The 18064-nt window shown below is 65.9% G+C and carries 16 protein-coding genes and 1 tRNA gene; 8 read left to right on the plus strand and 9 right to left on the minus strand.

The window, feature by feature from the left end:
- Nucleotides 1-71 precede the first annotated feature (71 nt).
- The 3 genes from ASE35_RS08075 to ASE35_RS08085 form a co-directional block, all read right to left on the minus strand.
- Entirely contained in the window at nt 72-602 is a 531-nt protein-coding gene (locus ASE35_RS08075) for a PH domain-containing protein (RefSeq protein WP_082611182.1), read from the minus strand.
- Nucleotides 599-2041 carry a tetratricopeptide repeat protein gene (locus ASE35_RS08080; protein ID WP_157489356.1) on the minus strand — a complete coding sequence of 481 codons (1443 nt, stop codon included), beginning with the start codon at nt 2039-2041 and terminating at the stop codon, nt 599-601. Before ASE35_RS08080 ends, ASE35_RS08075 begins: the two co-directional genes overlap by 4 nt.
- A gap of 71 nt (nt 2042-2112) precedes the next feature.
- On the minus strand, nt 2113-3030 hold the full coding sequence (locus tag ASE35_RS08085) for a lauroyl acyltransferase (RefSeq protein ID WP_057163519.1): 918 nt from the start codon (nt 3028-3030) through the stop codon (nt 2113-2115).
- Between the two features lie 102 nt (nt 3031-3132).
- Here ASE35_RS08085 and dtd point away from each other — a divergent pair, with 102 nt between their 5' ends.
- Both dtd and rpoD read left to right on the plus strand, forming a co-directional pair.
- A complete protein-coding gene (gene dtd / locus ASE35_RS08090; RefSeq protein WP_056179852.1) occupies nt 3133-3573 on the plus strand; it encodes a D-aminoacyl-tRNA deacylase in 441 nt (146 codons plus the stop codon).
- A gap of 72 nt (nt 3574-3645) precedes the next feature.
- Nucleotides 3646-5499, plus strand: coding sequence for an RNA polymerase sigma factor RpoD (rpoD, locus tag ASE35_RS08095; RefSeq protein ID WP_056178007.1), 1854 nt, complete (start codon nt 3646-3648; stop codon nt 5497-5499).
- 63 nt (nt 5500-5562) lie between these two features.
- Here rpoD and ASE35_RS21135 read toward each other — a convergent pair whose 3' ends face one another.
- From ASE35_RS21135 to ASE35_RS08105, 3 genes are all read right to left on the minus strand, one after another.
- Nucleotides 5563-6417, minus strand: a complete 855-nt coding sequence (locus ASE35_RS21135; RefSeq protein WP_157489357.1) for a HEAT repeat domain-containing protein — start codon at nt 6415-6417, stop codon at nt 5563-5565.
- A gap of 60 nt (nt 6418-6477) precedes the next feature.
- Complete coding sequence (locus ASE35_RS21140; protein WP_157489358.1) at nt 6478-6942, minus strand: hypothetical protein; 465 nt, start codon at nt 6940-6942, stop codon at nt 6478-6480.
- Between the two features lie 455 nt (nt 6943-7397).
- Nucleotides 7398-7769, minus strand: coding sequence for a nuclear transport factor 2 family protein (locus ASE35_RS08105; protein ID WP_057163520.1), 372 nt, complete (start codon nt 7767-7769; stop codon nt 7398-7400).
- Nucleotides 7770-7911: 142 nt separating this feature from the next.
- Here ASE35_RS08105 and ASE35_RS08110 point away from each other — a divergent pair, with 142 nt between their 5' ends.
- Nucleotides 7912-8379, plus strand: coding sequence for a hypothetical protein (locus ASE35_RS08110; protein WP_057163521.1), 468 nt, complete (start codon nt 7912-7914; stop codon nt 8377-8379).
- Nucleotides 8380-8478: 99 nt separating this feature from the next.
- On the opposite strand, the gene ASE35_RS08115 is transcribed toward ASE35_RS08110, so the two are convergent.
- The 3 genes from ASE35_RS08115 to ASE35_RS08125 form a co-directional block, all read right to left on the minus strand.
- A complete protein-coding gene (locus tag ASE35_RS08115) occupies nt 8479-9621 on the minus strand; it encodes an AGE family epimerase/isomerase (protein ID WP_235570041.1) in 1143 nt (380 codons plus the stop codon).
- A 100-nt stretch (nt 9622-9721) separates the two neighbouring features.
- Nucleotides 9722-10717 (minus strand): carbohydrate kinase, encoded by a 996-nt coding sequence (locus ASE35_RS08120; protein ID WP_057163523.1) that lies wholly within the window; start codon nt 10715-10717, stop codon nt 9722-9724.
- The gene (locus ASE35_RS08125; RefSeq protein ID WP_057163524.1) at nt 10717-12021 is read right to left on the minus strand and encodes a sugar MFS transporter; all 1305 of its coding nucleotides are present in this window, start codon (nt 12019-12021) and stop codon (nt 10717-10719) included. Before ASE35_RS08125 ends, ASE35_RS08120 begins: the two co-directional genes overlap by 1 nt.
- A gap of 472 nt (nt 12022-12493) precedes the next feature.
- On the opposite strand from ASE35_RS08125, the gene ASE35_RS08130 reads away from it, so the two are divergent.
- The 5 genes from ASE35_RS08130 to ASE35_RS08145 all read left to right on the plus strand — a co-directional run bounded on the left by ASE35_RS08130 (nt 12494) and on the right by ASE35_RS08145 (nt 17919).
- Nucleotides 12494-14878, plus strand: a complete 2385-nt coding sequence (locus ASE35_RS08130; RefSeq protein WP_082611183.1) for a GH92 family glycosyl hydrolase — start codon at nt 12494-12496, stop codon at nt 14876-14878.
- Between the two features lie 113 nt (nt 14879-14991).
- A tRNA-Ile gene (locus ASE35_RS08135) sits at nt 14992-15067 on the plus strand.
- A gap of 84 nt (nt 15068-15151) precedes the next feature.
- A complete protein-coding gene (locus ASE35_RS21145) occupies nt 15152-15790 on the plus strand; it encodes a hypothetical protein (protein ID WP_157489359.1) in 639 nt (212 codons plus the stop codon).
- Between the two features lie 314 nt (nt 15791-16104).
- The gene (locus ASE35_RS21150; RefSeq protein ID WP_157489360.1) at nt 16105-16479 is read left to right on the plus strand and encodes a hypothetical protein; all 375 of its coding nucleotides are present in this window, start codon (nt 16105-16107) and stop codon (nt 16477-16479) included.
- 387 nt (nt 16480-16866) lie between these two features.
- Complete coding sequence (locus ASE35_RS08145; protein WP_057163526.1) at nt 16867-17919, plus strand: helix-turn-helix transcriptional regulator; 1053 nt, start codon at nt 16867-16869, stop codon at nt 17917-17919.
- Nucleotides 17920-18064 lie beyond the last annotated feature (145 nt).

The raw sequence follows: 18064 nt of genomic DNA on the forward strand, positions 1-18064 counted from the left end.
GGCGTTCGGCGCTCGCGGCCTCGACCGCGGTCGGTGGCGCACGCTCGCCCGCGGGCTCGCCCGCGATCGGATCAGGCGTCGTCATCGAGATCGATCTGCCGGCCCAGGCGATCGCGCAGGCGCTGCGCGTCGTCGGCGTCCAGGTGGGGCACGTTGACCGAGCTGTGGCGGGTGCCGGCGGTGTGCACCACCAGCGTCGCCAGCTTGCGTCGGCGCTGCCAGGGGCCGTGCTTGATGTCCAGGTGCTGCACGCGGGTGATCGGCACCCGCGTTTCGCGCTGCCACAAGCGCCCGCGCCGCACCGCCAGGCCGTGCTCGTCCAGGCGCCAGTAGCAATGATTGAACTGCTTGGTGCCGATCCAGATCCCGGTGGCGATGCCGAGCAGGGCCCCGGTGGCGCCGGCGGCGATGCCCGCGGCCATGCCCAGGCCCAGCGTGCCCGACACCACCCCGGCCACGCCGAACAGCACGCCCAGCGAGATCGAGGTATCCAGCAGGAACAGCGGCCGCGCGCGCGCTGGCAGCGCCTGCCATTCGACTTCGGCGGCCGGAGTCAGGTCAGGCGCGGTGTCGAGCGCGCTGTCTTCCGATGCGGAGGTCATTTCGGTTGAGTCTCGAAGACGCTGTAGTCCTGTACCCAGTCGCGACGGGCGCTATAGGCCTTGAGGCGCTCGCGGGCGCGCTTGGGCGTTTGCGTTTCGGCCGGGTCTTCGAACTTGATCAGGGCGCGCTTCTGCAGCGCGACCGCTTCGTCGAACCGGCCGTTGGCGGCGTAAACGGCGGCCAGCGTGTCCAGTTCGGCGGCGCCCAAACGATCCTGTTCCTCGATCATGCGCTGGGCCAGCGCCAATGCGCGCGCAGGGTCGCGTTGCTCCGGAATCGGGCAGACGGCCAGGTTCCAGACGCGATTGTTGCGCGCATCCTCGTAGCCCGCGTCTTCGGCGCGCGCGATCCATTCGTCAGCCTGGCGGCAGTCGCGCTTCAGGCCCGCAGCGCCGTTGAAATAGAGCAGGGAGAGCTCGGACATCGCCATCGCATGGCCGCCCTCGGCGGAACGGCGCAGATGCGGCAGCGCCCTTGCCAGGCGCTCGGGCGGAATCGGCTGGCCCTTGGGCAGGTCGTCGCCCGCGATCAGTTCACCGGCGACCAAGGTGGCCGCGGCGACGTTTCCGCCCTCGCTGGCCTGTACCAGCAGTGTCATGCCGCGGACTTTGTCCTGGGGCACCCAGTCCGACAGCTTGCCCGTGTACAGCATCGTGCCGAACGTGACCTGCGCGAGCGGATCGCCGTCCTCGGCCTTGCGTTGAATAGCCGCCATGCGGGTCTTGTAAGTCGCCAGGTATGCCGGCCAGCGATCGTTGAGGCTGGCGCGCAGGGCGGCGTCGTCCCGCGTCGGCTGCTCCAGGCTCGCGACCGCCGGCGTCTCGGTCTCGTCGCCGAGCATTTCGCCGAGGACGAACTGCGCCAGGTCGGCTTCGCTCGTGCCCGTCTGTTGCGCGTGCCGCGCGATCTGGACCGATTCGTCGTTGACCAGCGATTCGGCCACCACCTTCCAGCCGTCTTGGGTACGCACGAGTTCCGGGCCGAACTGGAAATTGGTGCCGGTCGGCGGCCCGAACTCGCCGACCGCGCGATCGCTGCCGATCAGGGTCACGTGGCTCAGCGCCGGCAGCGACTCGCCCTCTTCCGGCGCCGCCACGCCGCACCAATCGCGGCTTTGGCACAGTTTGGCTACGCCGGTGCCGTCAAGCTCGGCCAACTGGGCGTCGCTGCGGCTGGCGCGCAGTGCGTACACGATCAGGCGGTCGCTGATCGGGATGCGCCGCACCTGGTCGGAGGAGGCCGCACGCGCCGCGTCGCGCAGGAACAGGTAGTAGTCCAGGCTGGACGGCGCGAGCAGGGCGGCGCTGGCGGGATCGTCGCGGCTGCTGAGCTGCGCGTAGCGGTCCCAGGCCTGGCTGACGGCGTTCATCTCGGCCAGATCGTCGGCCGCCATCGCCGGTGCGGCGAGCAGCGCGAAACACAACATCCAACAACGCATCCATCATCCCCTTGAGTGATTCGCTCGCGCGCCATGGAGTCGCGCGATCGTGCTCCGCCAGCGTCGTCCGCTCAGCGATTCCAGTACGGGTTTTCCTCGCCCGAACCCGGCGGTCGCAGCGTATAGCGTTTGTAGGTCCACTGGTATTGAGCGGGATCGCGGCGCGCGATGCGTTCGACCGCGGCGTTTAGCGCGGTCGTCGCGATCGTCAGATCCTCGTCGCCGATGTCCGCGGGCGCGGGTTCGATGTGCAGCGCGAAGCCGGGCGCGCCGTCGTGGGTGTCGATGCGTTCGCAATAGGCGAACAGCACCGTCGCGCCGGTGCGGCCAGCGAGGCGGCCGAGCAGGGTCATGGTCAGCGCGGGCACGCCGAAGAACGGCGCGAACTCGCCGTCGCCGGCCTTGGGCTGCTGGTCGGGCAGGATGCCGGTCACGCCGCCGGCGTTGAGCAGCTTCCACAGCTGGCGTACCGCCGGGCCCTCGGCGCGGATCTGGGTGACCCGGTCGGGGGCGTCGGCGCGCACCAGGTTGAGGAAGGCTTCGCCGATCTTCGACTCCGGCGGCCGGTACAGGATCGCCAGCGGCGTGCGCGCGGCCAGCCACTGGTTCAGCAGCTCCCAGTTGCCGTAATGCGGCGCGGCCACGATCACCCCGCGCCCGGCCGCGATCGCCGCGTCGAACAGCTCGGTGCCGTGGGTCTCGCGCAGCAGGGTCAGGTTCTCCTGGTGCGGCCGGGTCCACAGGCGCAGGGTCTCCAGGATCTGGCGCCCGGTGGTGCGCAGGATCGCCCGGTGCCACTGCTCGCGCTGGGCCGGCAGCAGCTCGGGGTAGGCCAGCTCCAGATTGACCCGGGTCACCCGGCTTTCGCGGCCGTCGCGCCAGCGCCAGGCGGCGGCGACCAGGTCGCCCAGGCCCAGCAGCCAGGACCAGGGCAGGCGCGCGAGCGCGGAGGCGAGCAGATAGAGCAGGCGGGCGACGAAGCGGGTCATCGCGTCAGTCTAGCCGGCGCGGGCGGCCGGCCCGGTGCGCAGGCTGGCCGGATGCGCCGGGCCGGGCGACACTGTGCGGCCCGTTCCGCAGGACCCGCCGCCGTGCTCAGCCTGATCCAGCGCGTGACCCAGGCGGCCGTGACCGTCGACGGCGAGACCGTCGGGGCGATCGGGCCCGGCCTGCTGGCCCTGGTCGGGGTCGAGCCCGGCGACGGCGAGGCACAGGTTTTGCGCATGGCCGAGCGCCTGCTCGGCTACCGGGTGTTCGCCGACGAGGCCGGGCGCATGAACCGAGGCCTGGCCGACACCGGCGGCGGCCTGCTGCTGGTCAGCCAGTTCACCCTGGCCGCCGACACCCGCAGCGGCATGCGCCCGGGCTTCAGCACCGCGGCCGCCCCGGAGCTGGCTGAACCGATATTCAACCGGCTGGTCCAGACCTGCCGGGCCGCTCACGCCGGGGGGGTGGAAACCGGGCGCTTCGGTGCCCATATGGTGATCAGCCTGGTCAACGATGGCCCGGTCACCTTCCTCCTCCGGTCCTAGATCGGGCCCCAGCCGGCCCGGCCTGCTATACTGGAACGTTCCCTAGACCTACAAGCGCGGGTGGCGCAGCCCATGGCCAACGAACGACAGCCCCCTCCGTCCGATATCAAGCTCCTGATCAGCAAGGGTTTGGAGCAGGGCTATCTGACCTATGCCGAGGTCAACGATCACCTGCCGGACGACCTGGTCGACGCCGAGCAGATCGAAGACATCATCGGCATGATCAACGGCATGGGCATCGAGGTGCACGAAGTTGCGCCCGACGCCGAAACCTTGCTGCTTGCCGACGGCAACACCGGTAACCGCGAAGTCGACGACACCGCGGCCGAAGAAGCCGCGGCCGCGCTGACCGCGCTGGACGGCGAAGGCGGCCGCACCACCGACCCCGTGCGCATGTACATGCGCGAGATGGGTACGGTCGAGCTGCTGACCCGCGAAGGCGAAATCGCCATCGCCAAGCGCATCGAGGAGGGCCTGAACCAGGTCCAGGCCTCGCTCGCTTCGTTCCCGGCGACGATCCAGCTGATCCTGGAAGACTACGAACTGCACAAGGCCGGCAAGAAGCGCCTGGCCGAGATCGTGGTCGGCTTCAACGACCACCTCGACGAAGAGCCCGAGCCGCCGGCACCGGTGGTGGTGGCCGAGGTCGAAGTGGGCGACGACGAAGAAGTCGAAGCCGCCGCCGACGAGGAAGCCGAAGAGACCGTCAGCGGTCCGGATCCGGTCGAGGTCGCCAACCGCATGGAGTCGATGGCGGACAACTACGCCAAGTTCCAGAAGGCGTACGCCAAGAACGGTCCCAGCCACAAGACCGTGCTCAAGGCGCGCGAGGACATGGCGGCGGTGTTCGTCACCCTCAAGCTGCCGCTGGCGCTGACCGATTCGCTGGTCCGCAACCTGCGCGACGTGGTCGGCAAGATCAAGGACCACGAACGCAAGATCCTCGACCTGTCCACGCGCGTGGCCAAGATGCCGCGTAAGGACTTCATCCGCGCCTGGGAAGGCAACCAGACCAATCTGGAATGGGTGGACGAGCTGCTCAAGCGCAAGCAGAAGTGGTCGTCGGGCCTGCGCGACGTCAAGGACCAGGTCATCGCCGAGCAGGAAGCCACGATCGCGATCGAGCAGGCCTCGTTCCTGACCCTGGCCGACATCAAGGAAATCAGCCGTGCGATGGCCTATGGCGAAGCCAAGGCGCGCAAGGCCAAGAAGGAGATGGTCGAGGCCAACCTGCGCCTGGTGATCTCCATCGCCAAGAAGTACACCAACCGCGGCCTGCAGTTCCTCGACCTGATCCAGGAAGGCAACATCGGCCTGATGAAGGCCGTGGACAAGTTCGAGTTCCGTCGCGGCTTCAAGTTTTCGACCTACGCCACGTGGTGGATCCGTCAGGCCATCACCCGTTCGATCGCCGATCAGGCCCGCACCATCCGTATCCCGGTGCACATGATCGAAACGATCAACAAGCTCAACCGCATCTCGCGCCAGATGCTCCAGCAGTACGGCCGCGAGGCCACGCCGGAAGAGCTGGCGAAAGAAATGGACATGCCCGAGGACAAGATCCGCAAGGTCATGAAGATCGCCAAGGAGCCCATCTCGATGGAGACTCCGATCGGCGACGACGAGGACTCGCACCTGGGCGACTTCATCGAGGACACCAACGTGGAGTCCCCGGTCGAAGCCACCACCAACATCAACCTCTCCGAGACGGTCCGCGACGTGCTCGCCGGCCTGACCCCGAGGGAGGCCAAGGTGCTGCGCATGCGCTTCGGCATCGACATGAACACCGACCACACCCTCGAGGAAGTCGGCAAGCAGTTCGATGTCACCCGCGAGCGCATCCGTCAGATCGAAGCCAAGGCGCTGCGCAAGCTGCGTCACCCGAGCCGCTCGGAACAGCTGCGCAGCTTCCTCGATATCGACTGATCGAGGCTGCGAAGTGCGTGGAAACAGGCCCCGCTCGCGGGGCCTGTTTCGTTTGTGCGGCGATCAGGGCGAGCGGGATGAGCCGGAGGCGTTCTGATAGATCGCGAATTCGCGCGCGTCGAGGCTGAAGTCGCGCAGCGCGGTGACTGCGGCATCGCGCAGTTCGGACCCCGGTGGACTGTCGCTGGCCAGCAGTAGCAAGGTCTGCTTGAGCTCGTCGGTGCGCGCGTTGGACAGGGACACCGCGGTGATCGCCGAACGCACCACTTCCGGATCGGCGTCGTCCAGACCTTCGCGCAGTGGCCGCTCGATCGCCGCACCGCGGTCCCATTGCGCGAGATGCACTAGGCCGGCGGCGCGGATGCGCGGATCGTCGGCTTCGCGCAGCGACTGGATCTGCGCGAGCAGTGGCGCGAGCTGGTCGGTCGGGAGCGGGGTTGGTGTCATCGCCGAGATGACCTCTTCCCTGCGCGAGGGATCGCGCGTTGTCGCGAGGTATGCAAGGAACGTGTCGCGGATCTGCGGGTCGGAGAGCGAGAACCTGGCGAGTTCTCCTAGACAGTTTTGCGATACCGCTCTTCGCGCGCTTTCCGAGCAATTCAGCGTCGCGAGCAGGGCGGCACGGCTCAAGTAGTCGTGGGTCGGGACGCCGCCGATTCGGCCCTCGTGCTGCGCATGCGCAGCGTCGCCGCTTGCAATCTGGTCTTGAGACAGTGGATGCGCTGCCGGGGGGCGTGCCGCGGAGGCTGCAGCATTCGCCACCACAGCGGAGCGGACCTCGTCGTCTCCGTTCCGTCCCGCGAACCGGACGGAAGCGAACCAGCCGCACGCGAAAGCTACTGCCGCGATCAATGCGACCGCGGCGCAGCGGACCGGGAGCCCAGAGATGCGAATGGGCGCGTCGAGAGATCTATCCATCGAGTGGCGAGTATCGCTGATGCGCTGTTCCGCGTATGGAGCGGACGGTCTTTCCGGATGTTAGCGGCAGTGTCCGGAAATGCCAGTGCTATAGGCGTGGACACCGCCGGGCCTGTTGGCAACCGCGTCTATGCCGCCCTGGACCATTACGCAACGGCCCTTGCCCGGCAGGCTGAGTGGACCGGCCTGGTACTTGTAAACCTTGCTATCGAACTTAAACGGTGAGTCCGAAGCGCAGGTTCCGTAGCGGGGGTCGAAGTTGCTGCGTGTGCAGGTGCTTATCATCGCCTGCGTCCAGTGCGATTTCCCCCAAGTCCGTGCGGAATGCATGGTGCGCGCGCAGTTCTTGCCCGAGGCGGCGTCCCAATAAAGCTGCAGCTCGCCCAGCTTGGGGCCGTCTGGATAACCTTGGCGGATTACCTTCATCGCAACGAGCTTACCGGGACATGTCTGTGCGGCAGCGACCCCGGATGCGGATAGACCGGCCAACAACAACAGGCTTGCGCAGATCATTTTCATGTTCATGTTCCTTCTCCCCTGCTTCCTTTCGCCTAGTCGGCAACGCGAGCCTACGCAGGAGATGTGAAGCCAATGTTTGCGGATGAGGTTGCTGCGGAATTTAGGTGGTGAATTGCATTCCAATCAAATAAAAAAAGTGAATTTTTAATGTATTAATAGTTTAAAAAATCCAGGCGCCGCCCCGCCCAAAAGCAGCGGCGCTATTGCTCCCTGTAGGCGCGGCGTAAGCGGCGACCGCGTAAATGAAACGACGCCGAAAGCTCGGATCGCCGACACAGCCTCAAAGCGCGGCGGCTGTGCCTGCATCGGCGTAGCAACCACTGGGTGCATCGGGTTCGTCCCGAATCGCATCACGGCTCACGCCGCTCCTACCCCAAAGCAGCACCGCCGCTGCTCCCTGTAGGAGCGGCGCAAGCCGCGACCACGAAAACGAAACGACGCCGAAGGCTCGGGCTGCCGACTCAACCCACGTCGTAGAAAAACTGCTCGTGCACGATCTTGCCGTCACGCACGCGGTAGACGCAGATCTCCGACATGTCGATGCGGCCCATGCCCTTCATGGTCACGTCCAGGCGCATGGACACGCTGAACCAGTTGCCCGCGATCACCGGGTCGCTGACGCTGCTGCCGTGCATGGCTTCGATGCTCTCGTTGAACTTGCGGCCCTTCTCGCGGATCGCTTCCATCCCGTGCGCGTTGCCCAGCGCTTCCGGCGGCAGGCCCTCGGGTTCGATGCTCACGGCGTCGTCGGCGTACAGCTCGACCTGGGCCCGGTCGTATTCGCCCTTGCGGCACAGCTCGACCAGGCGTTGCGCGATCTGCTCGGTATTCATGCGGGGAACTCCTTGGGTGGGAGCCAAAGACTACGCCCGGCCTGCTGACAGCGTGTTGTCAGGGGTGAGCGCCCGGGCGCATCCGGCTTGCGGGGCCTAGGCGGCTGCGGCATCGTGCGCTCTGACCCGCCGAGAGCCGCGCATGTCGCACGACAATCCGTACCAACCGCCCACCGTCTCCGTGCACGACGCGCTTGCGGTCGATGCCAAGGCGCGCCTGTACAGCCTGCGCAGCATCGGCCTGGCCACCTTCCTGGGCAGCGTCTTCGCCGGCGGTCTGCTGATGGCGCTCAACTACCGCGCGCTGGGCCGGCCCAGCCAGATGCGCATGGCGCTGATCGGGGCCTTTGTCGGGACCGTGGCGTTGATTGCGCTGTCCATGGTGCTGCCGGAAGAAGTGCCCGCTATCGCCTTCCTGTGCGTGCAATTGGCGATCGTGCTGTCGCTGGCGCACCTGCTGCAGGGGCCGACGATCCGCGCTCACGAAGCACAGGGCGCGACGATGCACTCGAACTGGCGCGCGGCCGGGATCGCCCTGCTCGTGCTGCTGGGCCTGGTCGCGGTCATGGTGGTGCTGGCCCTGCTGCTGGCCGATTCGCTGCCGGGCTGAATGCGCGGCAGCGCCTGCCGCTGCGCAGCCGCCCGCCGACCCGGTGGCTTCGAAAGGCGGCGGCGCGCGGAACGCGAACGGCCGATCGGTCCGCGCGAATCAACGCGGCCGCAGCAATTCCAACGCGTCGTAGCACGCGCCCATGGTGTGATAGTCGGTCTTGCCGGCCGGGCTCTTCTCGTCGCTGTACTTGCGGTTCTCGCGATCCAGGATGCGGAACCAGGCGCCGTGCTGATGATCGATGAAATGGTCCCAGCTGTACGCCCACAGGCGCTGGTACCAATCCCAATAGCGCGCATCGCCGGTGCGCTGCGCCAGACGCGCGGCCGCGGCCAGCGTTTCGGCCTGCACCCAGAAGTATTTGTCGTCGTCGCAGACCGCGCCGTCCGGATCGAAGCCGTAGCTCAATCCGCCATAAGCCTCGTCCCAGGCGTGCGCGACCGCGGTGTCGAACAATTGCTGCGCGGTCGGCAGCAGCCAGTCCACCGGCGCGCCGCGCTCCTGCGCATGGTGATCCAGGATCAACAGCAGCTTGGCCCATTCGGTCTGGTGCCCGGGCTGGAAACCCCAAGGCCGGAACAAATGCTTGGGGTCGTCGCGGTGGTAATCCCAGTCGATGTTCCAGTCGCGGTCGTAGTGCTCCCACACCAGCCCACCGGCCAGCGCCGCTTGCCGGCGCGTGATCTGACTGGCCAGGGTGCGCGCGCGGTAGTAATAGCGCGCGTCGCCGCTGGCCTCGTAAGCCGCGATCAGGGCCTCGCACAGGTGCATGTTGGCGTTCTGGCCGCGGTAGTCGCTGAAGCGCCAGCCGGCATCGGCCTCGTCGCGGTAGAGCCCGGCGTCCTCGTCCCAAAACCAGGTCTCCAACAGCTGCCAGGTTTCCTCCAGCCAGGGCGCGGCCTCGTCGATGCCGGCCTTGATCGCGCTGGCGTAGGCCAGCATCACGAAGGCGACGCCGTAGGCATGGTTGCTGCGGTCCTCGGGCACGCCGTCGCGCAGGGTCCAGGCGTAGCCGCCGCCGACCGGGTCGCGATGGGCCTGGCGCAGATAGCGCAGGCCGTGGCGCGCGGCCTCGCGGTATTCGTCCAGGTCGAACTCGCGCGCGGCCATGGCGTAGTTGAAGACGAAGCGCGTGCTGCTGACCAGGTGCCGGTGCGAGCGGTCGTAGATGCTGCCGTCGTCGCGGAAGTAGTGGAAGAAACCACCGGCCGGGTCGATCGCGCGCGGGTGGTAGAACGCCATGGTGTCGGCGATGTGCGCGCGCAGGAACGCGGGGTCGCGGAAATCCGGCGGCGTGCCGTCGTGCAGGGTGGCGTTGTAGCGGCTCATAGCGGTCCTTCCATCACGGCTGCTCTTCCATCAATAGCTCCACTTCCGAACGCGGCGGCATCGCCGCGAACGCGCCGTGGCGCGTGGTCGCCAGCGCGCCGGTCGCGGCGGCGTAGCGCAGCGCATCTTCGAACAGCTCGCGGCGTTCGAGGAAGGCCGGAAAGTCAGGGGCTTGCACGTCCAGCGTCGCCAGCCGGTGCAGCCAGCCGCCGACGAAGGCGTCGCCGGCGGCGGTGGTGTCGGCCGGCAGCACCTCGAAGGTGCCCAGCTCGCCCTGGCGCGTGCGCGTGTACCAGCGGATCGGCGCGGCGCCGTCGGTGACCAGCACGCAGGTTGCATAGCCGTGCCACAAGCGTTGCAGGGCCGCGGTCTCGCTGCCCAGCGGCGCGGCCAGGAACGCAAGCTCGGAGCGGCTGAGCTTGATCGTGTCCGCCTCCAGCAAGGCCCGCCACACCGTCGGCAGCGGGTCGAAGGCGTCGGCCCACAGCGCCGGGCGCAGGTTGAGGTCCATGCTGACCAGCGCGCCGGCCTGGCGCGCGCGCTGCATGCCCGACAGGGTGGCGTTGGCGATGCCGGCCTCGGTCAGGCTGTTGGAGCAGACGTGGAAGGCCAGCGCATCCTCGAAGCAGCGCGCCTGGTAGTGCTCGGCGCGGAACAGCAGATCGGCCGCGGGCGGGCGGTAGAAACTGAAACTGCGCTCGCCGTGCCCGTCCAGCGACACGAACGCCAGCGCGGTCTTGGCGCCGGCGGTGCGCACCGTATAGCGCACGTCCACGCCGATGTCGCGCAGCTGGTCGTAGAGGAAGTCGCCGAACATGTCCTCGCCCAGCATGCCGACGAAGCGCGCCTGCCCGCCCAGGCGCGCGATCGCGGTGGCCACGTTGGCCGGCGCGCCGCCCGCGTATTCGACGAAGTGGCGCGGCTCGCCCGGGCGCTGCGGCGGGCGCGCGAGGAAATCGATCAACGCTTCGCCGAAGCAGACGATGGCCTGGCGCGCATCGCGGGCCATCAGTGCATCGCCCGGACTGGCGGCGCCGATGCGGACGCATCGCCCAGCAGCGACGGCGCCAGGCGCGAGCCGCGCCAGCCGTACCAGACGACGAAGGCGTAGCACAGCAGCGGGATCGCGTAGGAGGGTTGCAGCCCGATGCGGTCGGCCAGCGCGCCTTGCAGCCAGGGCACGATCGCGCCGCCGACGATAGCCATCACCAGCAGACTGGACGCCTTGCTGGTCATCGGCCCCAGCCGCTCGATGGCGATGGTGAAGATGGTCGGGAACATCACCGAGTTGAATAGGCCGATCGCGAGCACCGCCCACATCGCCGGCTTGCCGTGCAGCGACATGGTGGCCAGCAGCAGGGCGATCGCGATCACCGCGGCCAGCGCCAGCAGGCGGCGCGCGTCGTAACGCCGCAGCAGCGCGGCGCCGATGAAGCGGCCGACCATGGCGCCGCCCCAGTAGTAGGCCAGGTGCCGGGTGGCGGCGTCGCCGTCCAATCCGCCGATGCCGGGCTCGCTGAGGTAGTTGATCATGAAGCTGCCGATCGAAACCTCGGCGCCGACGTAGACGAAGATCGCCAACACGCCCCAGCGCAGGTGGCGGTGGCCCAAGACCTCGCCGTAGCTGTGGCGCGCGTCGTCGGCGCGCTCGGTGGCCTCGGTCAGCGGCGGGATCCGCATCAGCGCCACGAACGCCGCCATCGCCAGCAGGCCGCCGGCGATGATCATGTAAGGCAGTTGCACGGATGCGGCTTCGTCGGCGCGGTAGGCCGCCAACTGGCTCGGCGACAGCGCCGCCAGTTCGGTCGCGCCCAGCACCGCGCCGGACAGGATCAGCGGACCGATCAGATACGGAAACAGGGTGGTGCCCAGCGAGTTCAGCGCCTGCGCCAGGTTGAGCCGGCTGGGCGCGCCGGCCGGGTCGCCCAGCAGACTGATGTAGGGGTTGGCCGCCACCTGCAGCAGCGTGATGCCGCTGGCCAAGACGAACAGCGCGCCCAGGAACAGCGGATAGGAAGGCAGCCGCGCGGCCGGGAAGAACATCGCCGCGCCGGCCGCGGCCACCAGCAAGCCGACCACGATCGCGCGCTGATAACCCAACGTGGCCAGCACCCGTCCCGCCGGCAGCGACATCAGGAAGTAGGCGCCGAAGAAGCTGGACTGGATCAGCATCGACCGCGCGTAGTTCATGTCGAAGACGGACTTCAGATGCGGAATCAGCACGTCGTTGAGGCTGGTCAGCCCGCCCCAGGTGAAAAAGATCAGGCTGACGACGGCGGTGGCCGCGCGGTAGGACAAGGTGCGATCGTTCATGCGCTGCCTCCGCGCGGGGCGGAAGCGGTGTCGTAGCCGGCGCGAATAGGTGGGCGCATCCACCCGATAGTACGCGCGGATATCGCATCGCAATCGTGCGGACGCGGCATGATTTGTGCGGCTTGGATGTGCGTGCGTTGGCAGGTGCCGATCAGCCGATGGGCCGCAGCCGTTCGAAGGCGCGACGTGGCGGGGCGCGGATCGTGGGCGGTGCCGCCCAAAGTCGCTCGGCCAAGGCGGGCGCGGGTCGGCGCCGACGGGGTGCGGCCATGGCGTCGAGCAAGGCAGGGGCGCATGCGTTGGATCGGTCTAATTGCATCGCATGCTGCGCCCCGGTGCAGCGCCTTGCATTCTGCGGTGCAGCATGCGGGCGTATTGGCCACATGCTAGCGTTTACGAGGTTTAGAACGATCTAAACTCACTGTCAGCGCCCCGACCGGGCCCGTCCCGGCGCGCCCAGCCGGAGCCGTCCATGCCTGCCGATACCTCGTCCCCGCGACCCACGCCGAAGCGCCGCTTGCGTTGGCCGCTGCTGTTGGCCTGGGCCATGAGCGGCCTCGCCGCCGCGGCCCCACCGCCCGCGACCGACGACGCCGGTCGCCGCGCCTACGCAGCGGTCGATCCCTTCATCGGCACCGGCGGCGAAGGCCACACCTTTCCCGGCGCGGTGGTGCCGTTCGGCATGGTCCAGCTCAGTCCCGACACCCAGATCAAGCCGCGCAAGGAGGCCTACGGCTGGGCCGCGGGCTACCGCTACGACGACACCAGCATCGTCGGCTTCTCGCACACCCATTTCTCCGGCACCGGCCACTCCGACCTGGGCGACGTGCTGCTGATGCCGATCGCGGGCGAGGTGCGCCTGGAGCGCGGCGAAGACGGCAAGCCCGGCAGCGGCTACCGCTCGCGCTTCCGCCACGACGACGAAGTCGCCCAGCCCGGCTACTACGCCGTCACCCTGGACGATTACCAGGTGCGTGCCGAACTCACCGCCACCGAACGCGTCGGCGTGCATCGCTACCGCTTCCCCAAGGGCAAGCCCGCGCACGTGCTGATCGACCTGCGCACCAGCATGTACGACTACCCCGGCAAGGTGCTGTGGTCGCGCCTGCGCCTGCGTCCCGACGGCACCGTCACCGGCTTCCGCGAAACCCGCGGCTGGGCGCCCGGCCGCCAGCTCTATTTCGCGATGCGCTTCTCGCGCCCGCTCAGCGGCCACCAGTTCCACGACACCGAACAGGACGTGATCTACAAGGGCTTCCCGCCGCCGGCCGAGAAGACGCCCGCGTTGCGCGCGCAGATCGAAGGCCGCCAGCTGGTCGGCGCCTTCGACTTCGCCGACGCCGCGGGGCAGTCGCTGGTGGTCAAGGTCGCGATCTCGCCGGTCAGCGAGGACAGCGCCATCGCCAATCTCGATGCCGAAGTCCCCGGCTGGGATTTCGACGGCGTGCGCGCGCAGGCGCGCGCCAGCTGGACGCAGGCGCTATCGGCGGTCGATCTCGACGCGCCCGAGCCGATGCGCAAGAGCTTCTACACCGCGCTCTATCACACGCTGATGGGCCCCAGCCTGTTCATGGACAGCGACGGCCGCTATCGCGGCCCCGACAACGCCGTGCATCAGGCCAAGGGCTATCGCCACCATTCCACCTTCTCGCTGTGGGACACCTACCGCGCGCTGCACCCGCTGCTGACCCTGGTGCAGCCCGAGCAACGCAACAGCGACTTCGTCAATTCGCTGCTGGCCTCGCGCCGCGAAAGCCCCTACGGCGTGCTGCCGGTGTGGGCGTTCCACGGCCAGGAGACCTGGTGCATGATCGGCTACCACGCCGTGCCGGTGATCGCCGACGCCTACATGAAAGGCATTCGCGGCTACGACGCCGACGAAGCCCTGCAGGCCATGGTCGCCAGCGCCAGCTACGGCCCCTACGACGGCATCGCCCAATACATGCAACTGGGCTACGTGCCGATCGACGAAGAAGGCGAAGCCGCGTCCAAGACCCTGGAATACGCCTACGACGACTGGACCATCGCGCGCATGGCCCAGGCCATGGGCCGCAAGGACATCGCCGCGAACTTCAACAAGCGCGCCGGCAACTGGAAACACGCCTTCGACGCCAAGACCGGCTTCATGCGCGCGCGCAAGCGCGACGGCGCCTTTCGCGAACCCTTCGACCCCACCGTCAGCGGCTACGGCAGCGACTACACCGAAGGCAACGCCTGGCAGTACTCCTGGTACGTCCCGCAGGACGTGGCCGGTCTGACCGTCGCGCTCGGCGGCGACGCCAAACTGGTCGACAAACTCGACCAGGTCTTCGACGCCAAGGTCGACCCCAAGATCTTCGAACACATGGAAGACATCACCGGCCTGATCGGCTGGTACGCGCACGGCAACGAACCCAGCCACCACGTAGCCTATCTGTACGCCTACGCCGGCCAACCCTGGCGTACCCAGGAACGCCTCAAGCAGATCATGGCCACCCAGTACGCCCCGCGCCCCGACGGCCTGGCCGGCAACGACGACCTCGGCCAGATGTCCGCCTGGTACGTATTCACCGCCCTGGGCTTCTACCCGGTGGCCCCGGCCAGCAACGAGTACGTGATCGGCCGCCCCTTCGTCCCGCGCGCCACCCTCAAGCTGCCCAACGGCAAGCGCTTCAGCGTGATCGCCGACGGCCTGGACGAGGCCCACACCTACATCGGCCGCGCCACCCTCAACGGCCAACCGCTGGACCGCGCCTACCTGCGCCACGACGAAATCCTGGCCGGTGGTGAGCTGCGCTTCACCATGCAGGCGCAGCCCGACAAGGCCTGGGCGACGGATCCGAAGCGGCGGCCGTACTCGATGTCCTCCCAGCCCTGAGCCCGCAGCGGCCGCACCGCGCCCAGTGGCGCGACCACCTCCGGCGTACCTGGCCGGCACGCCCAGCCCGGCTTATGCCGCGCGGCCCGCTCCCGTAGAATTCCCCGACGCGCGGGCCTATAGCTCAACGGTTAGAGCAGAGGACTCATAATCCTTTGGTTCCAGGTTCGAATCCTGGTGGGCCCACCAACCCCCGACGTTCAAACTCACGTCTCCACCTCTCGCGCCTCGCCAAAGCACGTTCTTTTCAACTGCGAACCACGTGAGGTGGGTATGACGGAGCACCTGCTGTATGGCCCACCCAAATCCGCAGGCTTCGGTCACAGATCACGCGTCAGGAACACCAAGAATGCCTGGCAGCAGACCCAATCCTTCCTGGAGAAACACACATTAGGCGGATTCCGTTCCACGGAGAGAATTCGACTGCATTGCTATGGCTCAGACAAATCCACGCTTGACGAACTTGAGAGCGCATTTGGGAAGCCGACAGGTTTCCAGGAAGCAGCGACTTACAGCCAATTCCAAGCATGGTGCTTGGACGATACGACCATTCCGCAGCTGACGGATATCTACTTCCGCGCCCCAGGCTTTCCCCGCCAAGACGGAACACATATCCGGTTCGACGTGTGCTATGACTTCAAATGGCGAATCGATGATGGTATCTGCGCTGGCTCGCATCTGGGCATCATCTTTGATCGGGATGGCATTTTCCTCCAGCCGACGTTCGCTTTTCCGTTCGCCTGGGACTCACCGATCGACCGCGCCAGGCTTGAGGTTATATTGGCCGACGCGCCATTCCGATTTCGCGAGCAGTACTTCAAGCGCGCTATTCTTACAAAAGCTGGAAATAGCTATAGAAGGCTGAAACTTGACAGGGGTTGGCTCTCTAGTGCGCCGCAGTCGTCGCGTTGAAATGTCGACCGGAAAACGAAGTTCAGTAGGCCACTGACTAAAGGCGGCCTTGTGTCGGTCTTTTCTTTGTGGTCGTCGCAAGTCGTACATAGCTCGCACGGCTAAGGGCATGATTTCCGGCCCCAAAATTACTCCGGCGCGGCCTTAAGGTTCGTTCAGAGAGTCAGTCGACAATACTCTTGAAAAGGGCGCTAGCATCGGCGCATTTCTGGCCTCGCCCAACCAGTTTGGAGGCAGAGTGCACTCTTAGATGCCTTTCGCTGGTGGTTATTGTGAAAGTGCACCTTACTCTGACCTCATCCTCGGGAGCGGATATGGACACTGGATCAAGCAGTAAGCCTCAGCGCTTGAGGTGGGTGTTTGCAGCAGTAGTTGGGCTGGTTGTGGGGCTCGCGATAGGCCGGTTCTACGGCTCCTTGACGCGTATTGCTGCTCCGGTGCCGGTGAAAAATGCACAGGTATCGTTCGACGCGAAGACCGGAAAAGGTATGGTCACTGCCGAAATTGTTGATGACTCGCTAGGAATGAGCTTCGGCTATCTTCTGCAGGCTATGCAGGCCACATGCCTGAAGCCGCCGGTGGCGCTTACATCCATGTCGCCTTTCAAAGATGGCAATGAAGCACTTCGGCCTGGAACCATCATCAGCGTTAACTTCGAATGTCGTTGGCCGCAGAACGAAGTTCGGTGAGCCATTGACTAAGGCCGGCCTGGTGCCGGCCTTTTCTTTGGAGTTGTCGCAAGTCGTATGTAGCACGTGTGGCCCAGGTTTCGTTCAGAGAATCAGTCAACAACACTCTTGAAAAGGGGCGCCGGCATTGGCGCATTTTAGGCCTCGCCCAATCAATGGGGTTTGGAGGCAGCGTGCACTTTTGGAGTGCTTTTCGCTGGTGGTTGTAGTGAAAGTGCATTCCGACCCCATTTTGCTGGCCCCCATTTTGCTGACCCCTTGAAATCGCGGAGCGCCCCAAGCGGCCTGTCAGCCCGTTCCAGACCGGCAGGCTTCATCCAAAACACCTAAATCGTGTTTAAACACGATTTAGGTGTTATTGTGCGGATCTGTCTATGGGGGATCGCAATGAAGCGTTTGAAAGCTCTCCGGGAATCTGCCGGTTACTCGCAGAAGGAACTGGCTGAACGCCTGAAAACAACCCAGCAGACCATTGGGCGGTGGGAAACGGGCAAGGCCGAGCCGAACCTGACCGCCCTGCGTGATCTAGCCCTGCTATTCGGGACCAGTGTCGATGACCTGTTGAATTTCGATCCCGATAACCCGCGTCGCCTACCGACCCCGAGGTATCACGCCTTCGTGGGCAAAGCCCATGACGGGTTCTGGGGCCATGTCGGAGTGAAGTTTCCGGGGCAGCCATACTCGAAATGGTTTCCCGTGACTCTGGGAACGGTCGAACGGCTCTCGGGAGACCTCAGGCGGCTGGACAAGGAATTCGAGTGGGTGACGTTTCCGAGTCTTGCCAACAAGATGATCATTTTCCGCCCGGCAACCGTCGAGAAGGTCACGATCCTTGATGACAACTGCGACGAAGTGGAAGGCGATTGGGAAGTCGATCTGCCGTATCAGGGATATCCGGCCGAAATCTATCGCGCATTTGATGAGCTGCATGGCATGGATCTCGACTGGGATGCAGCTATTGCTGCGCTTCCAAAGCCTGACGAAAAGGGCCGCATGGCGGGTGGCGATGAGAAAGCGTGGGACCAATTCATCGCTTCGCTCCGCCCTCTGTTTGATGGAGAAGCCTCCGATGCGTTTCTCGGTACGGTCGCGGAAGCATTCATAGAAGAAGAACTGATCGACGACGATGCGTACTTCCAGAAAATCAGGTACACGTCGATTTATTTCACCAACGGATCTTCAAGCGCCTATTGGGCAGACGAGCGGAATTTGGTGAATCTTTACATGGACGTCGATGCTGGCTTGGATTCAACGATGATCAACATCGAAGGTGCCGGAGACGGCTTCGACTACTGGTACCCGAGCGACCGGATCAGTGGCATTGTCCTACCGTTGCTGGACTTGGAGGATGCAATCAGGCGGGATGAGGAAGCGCTTGAGAAGGAGGCGGCGAAGGAAGTGACGGATGAAAAGAAGCCGAAGAAAAGGCGCGCTGCTTAAACTGAGTGAAATCCGGGGTCAGTGTGCACTTTCGGCTTTGCCTTTTCGATGTGGCCGCAGAAAGTGAATGCCACCCATCTATCTTAGAGGCGGGTACTAGAGACTCTTAAGGTCAACATGCGCCCACTCCTGGCCCACGTATCCC

Origin of the sequence: Lysobacter sp. Root916, assembly GCF_001429785.1 — a bacterium.
Taxonomy (GTDB): Bacteria; Pseudomonadota; Gammaproteobacteria; order Xanthomonadales; family Xanthomonadaceae; genus Lysobacter.

Bases quoted from the DNA above. Each gene is read 5' to 3' on its own strand.
- ASE35_RS08075 (WP_082611182.1), bottom strand. From the start codon at position 602: ATGACCTCCGCATCGGAAGACAGCGCGCTCGACACCGCGCCTGACCTG.
- ASE35_RS08080 (WP_157489356.1), bottom strand. From the start codon at position 2,041: ATGCGTTGTTGGATGTTGTGTTTCGCGCTGCTCGCCGCACCGGCGATG.
- ASE35_RS08085 (WP_057163519.1), bottom strand. From the start codon at position 3,030: ATGACCCGCTTCGTCGCCCGCCTGCTCTATCTGCTCGCCTCCGCGCTC.
- rpoD (WP_056178007.1), top strand. From the start codon at position 3,646: ATGGCCAACGAACGACAGCCCCCTCCGTCCGATATCAAGCTCCTGATC.
- ASE35_RS21135 (WP_157489357.1), bottom strand. From the start codon at position 6,417: ATGGATAGATCTCTCGACGCGCCCATTCGCATCTCTGGGCTCCCGGTC.
- ASE35_RS21140 (WP_157489358.1), bottom strand. From the start codon at position 6,942: ATGAACATGAAAATGATCTGCGCAAGCCTGTTGTTGTTGGCCGGTCTA.
- ASE35_RS08105 (WP_057163520.1), bottom strand. From the start codon at position 7,769: ATGAATACCGAGCAGATCGCGCAACGCCTGGTCGAGCTGTGCCGCAAG.
- ASE35_RS08110 (WP_057163521.1), top strand. From the start codon at position 7,912: ATGTCGCACGACAATCCGTACCAACCGCCCACCGTCTCCGTGCACGAC.
- ASE35_RS08115 (WP_235570041.1), bottom strand. From the start codon at position 9,621: ATGGCGTTCTACCACCCGCGCGCGATCGACCCGGCCGGTGGTTTCTTC.
- ASE35_RS08120 (WP_057163523.1), bottom strand. From the start codon at position 10,717: ATGGCCCGCGATGCGCGCCAGGCCATCGTCTGCTTCGGCGAAGCGTTG.
- ASE35_RS08125 (WP_057163524.1), bottom strand. From the start codon at position 12,021: ATGAACGATCGCACCTTGTCCTACCGCGCGGCCACCGCCGTCGTCAGC.
- ASE35_RS08130 (WP_082611183.1), top strand. From the start codon at position 12,494: ATGCCTGCCGATACCTCGTCCCCGCGACCCACGCCGAAGCGCCGCTTG.
- ASE35_RS21145 (WP_157489359.1), top strand. From the start codon at position 15,152: ATGACGGAGCACCTGCTGTATGGCCCACCCAAATCCGCAGGCTTCGGT.
- ASE35_RS21150 (WP_157489360.1), top strand. From the start codon at position 16,105: ATGGACACTGGATCAAGCAGTAAGCCTCAGCGCTTGAGGTGGGTGTTT.
- ASE35_RS08145 (WP_057163526.1), top strand. From the start codon at position 16,867: ATGAAGCGTTTGAAAGCTCTCCGGGAATCTGCCGGTTACTCGCAGAAG.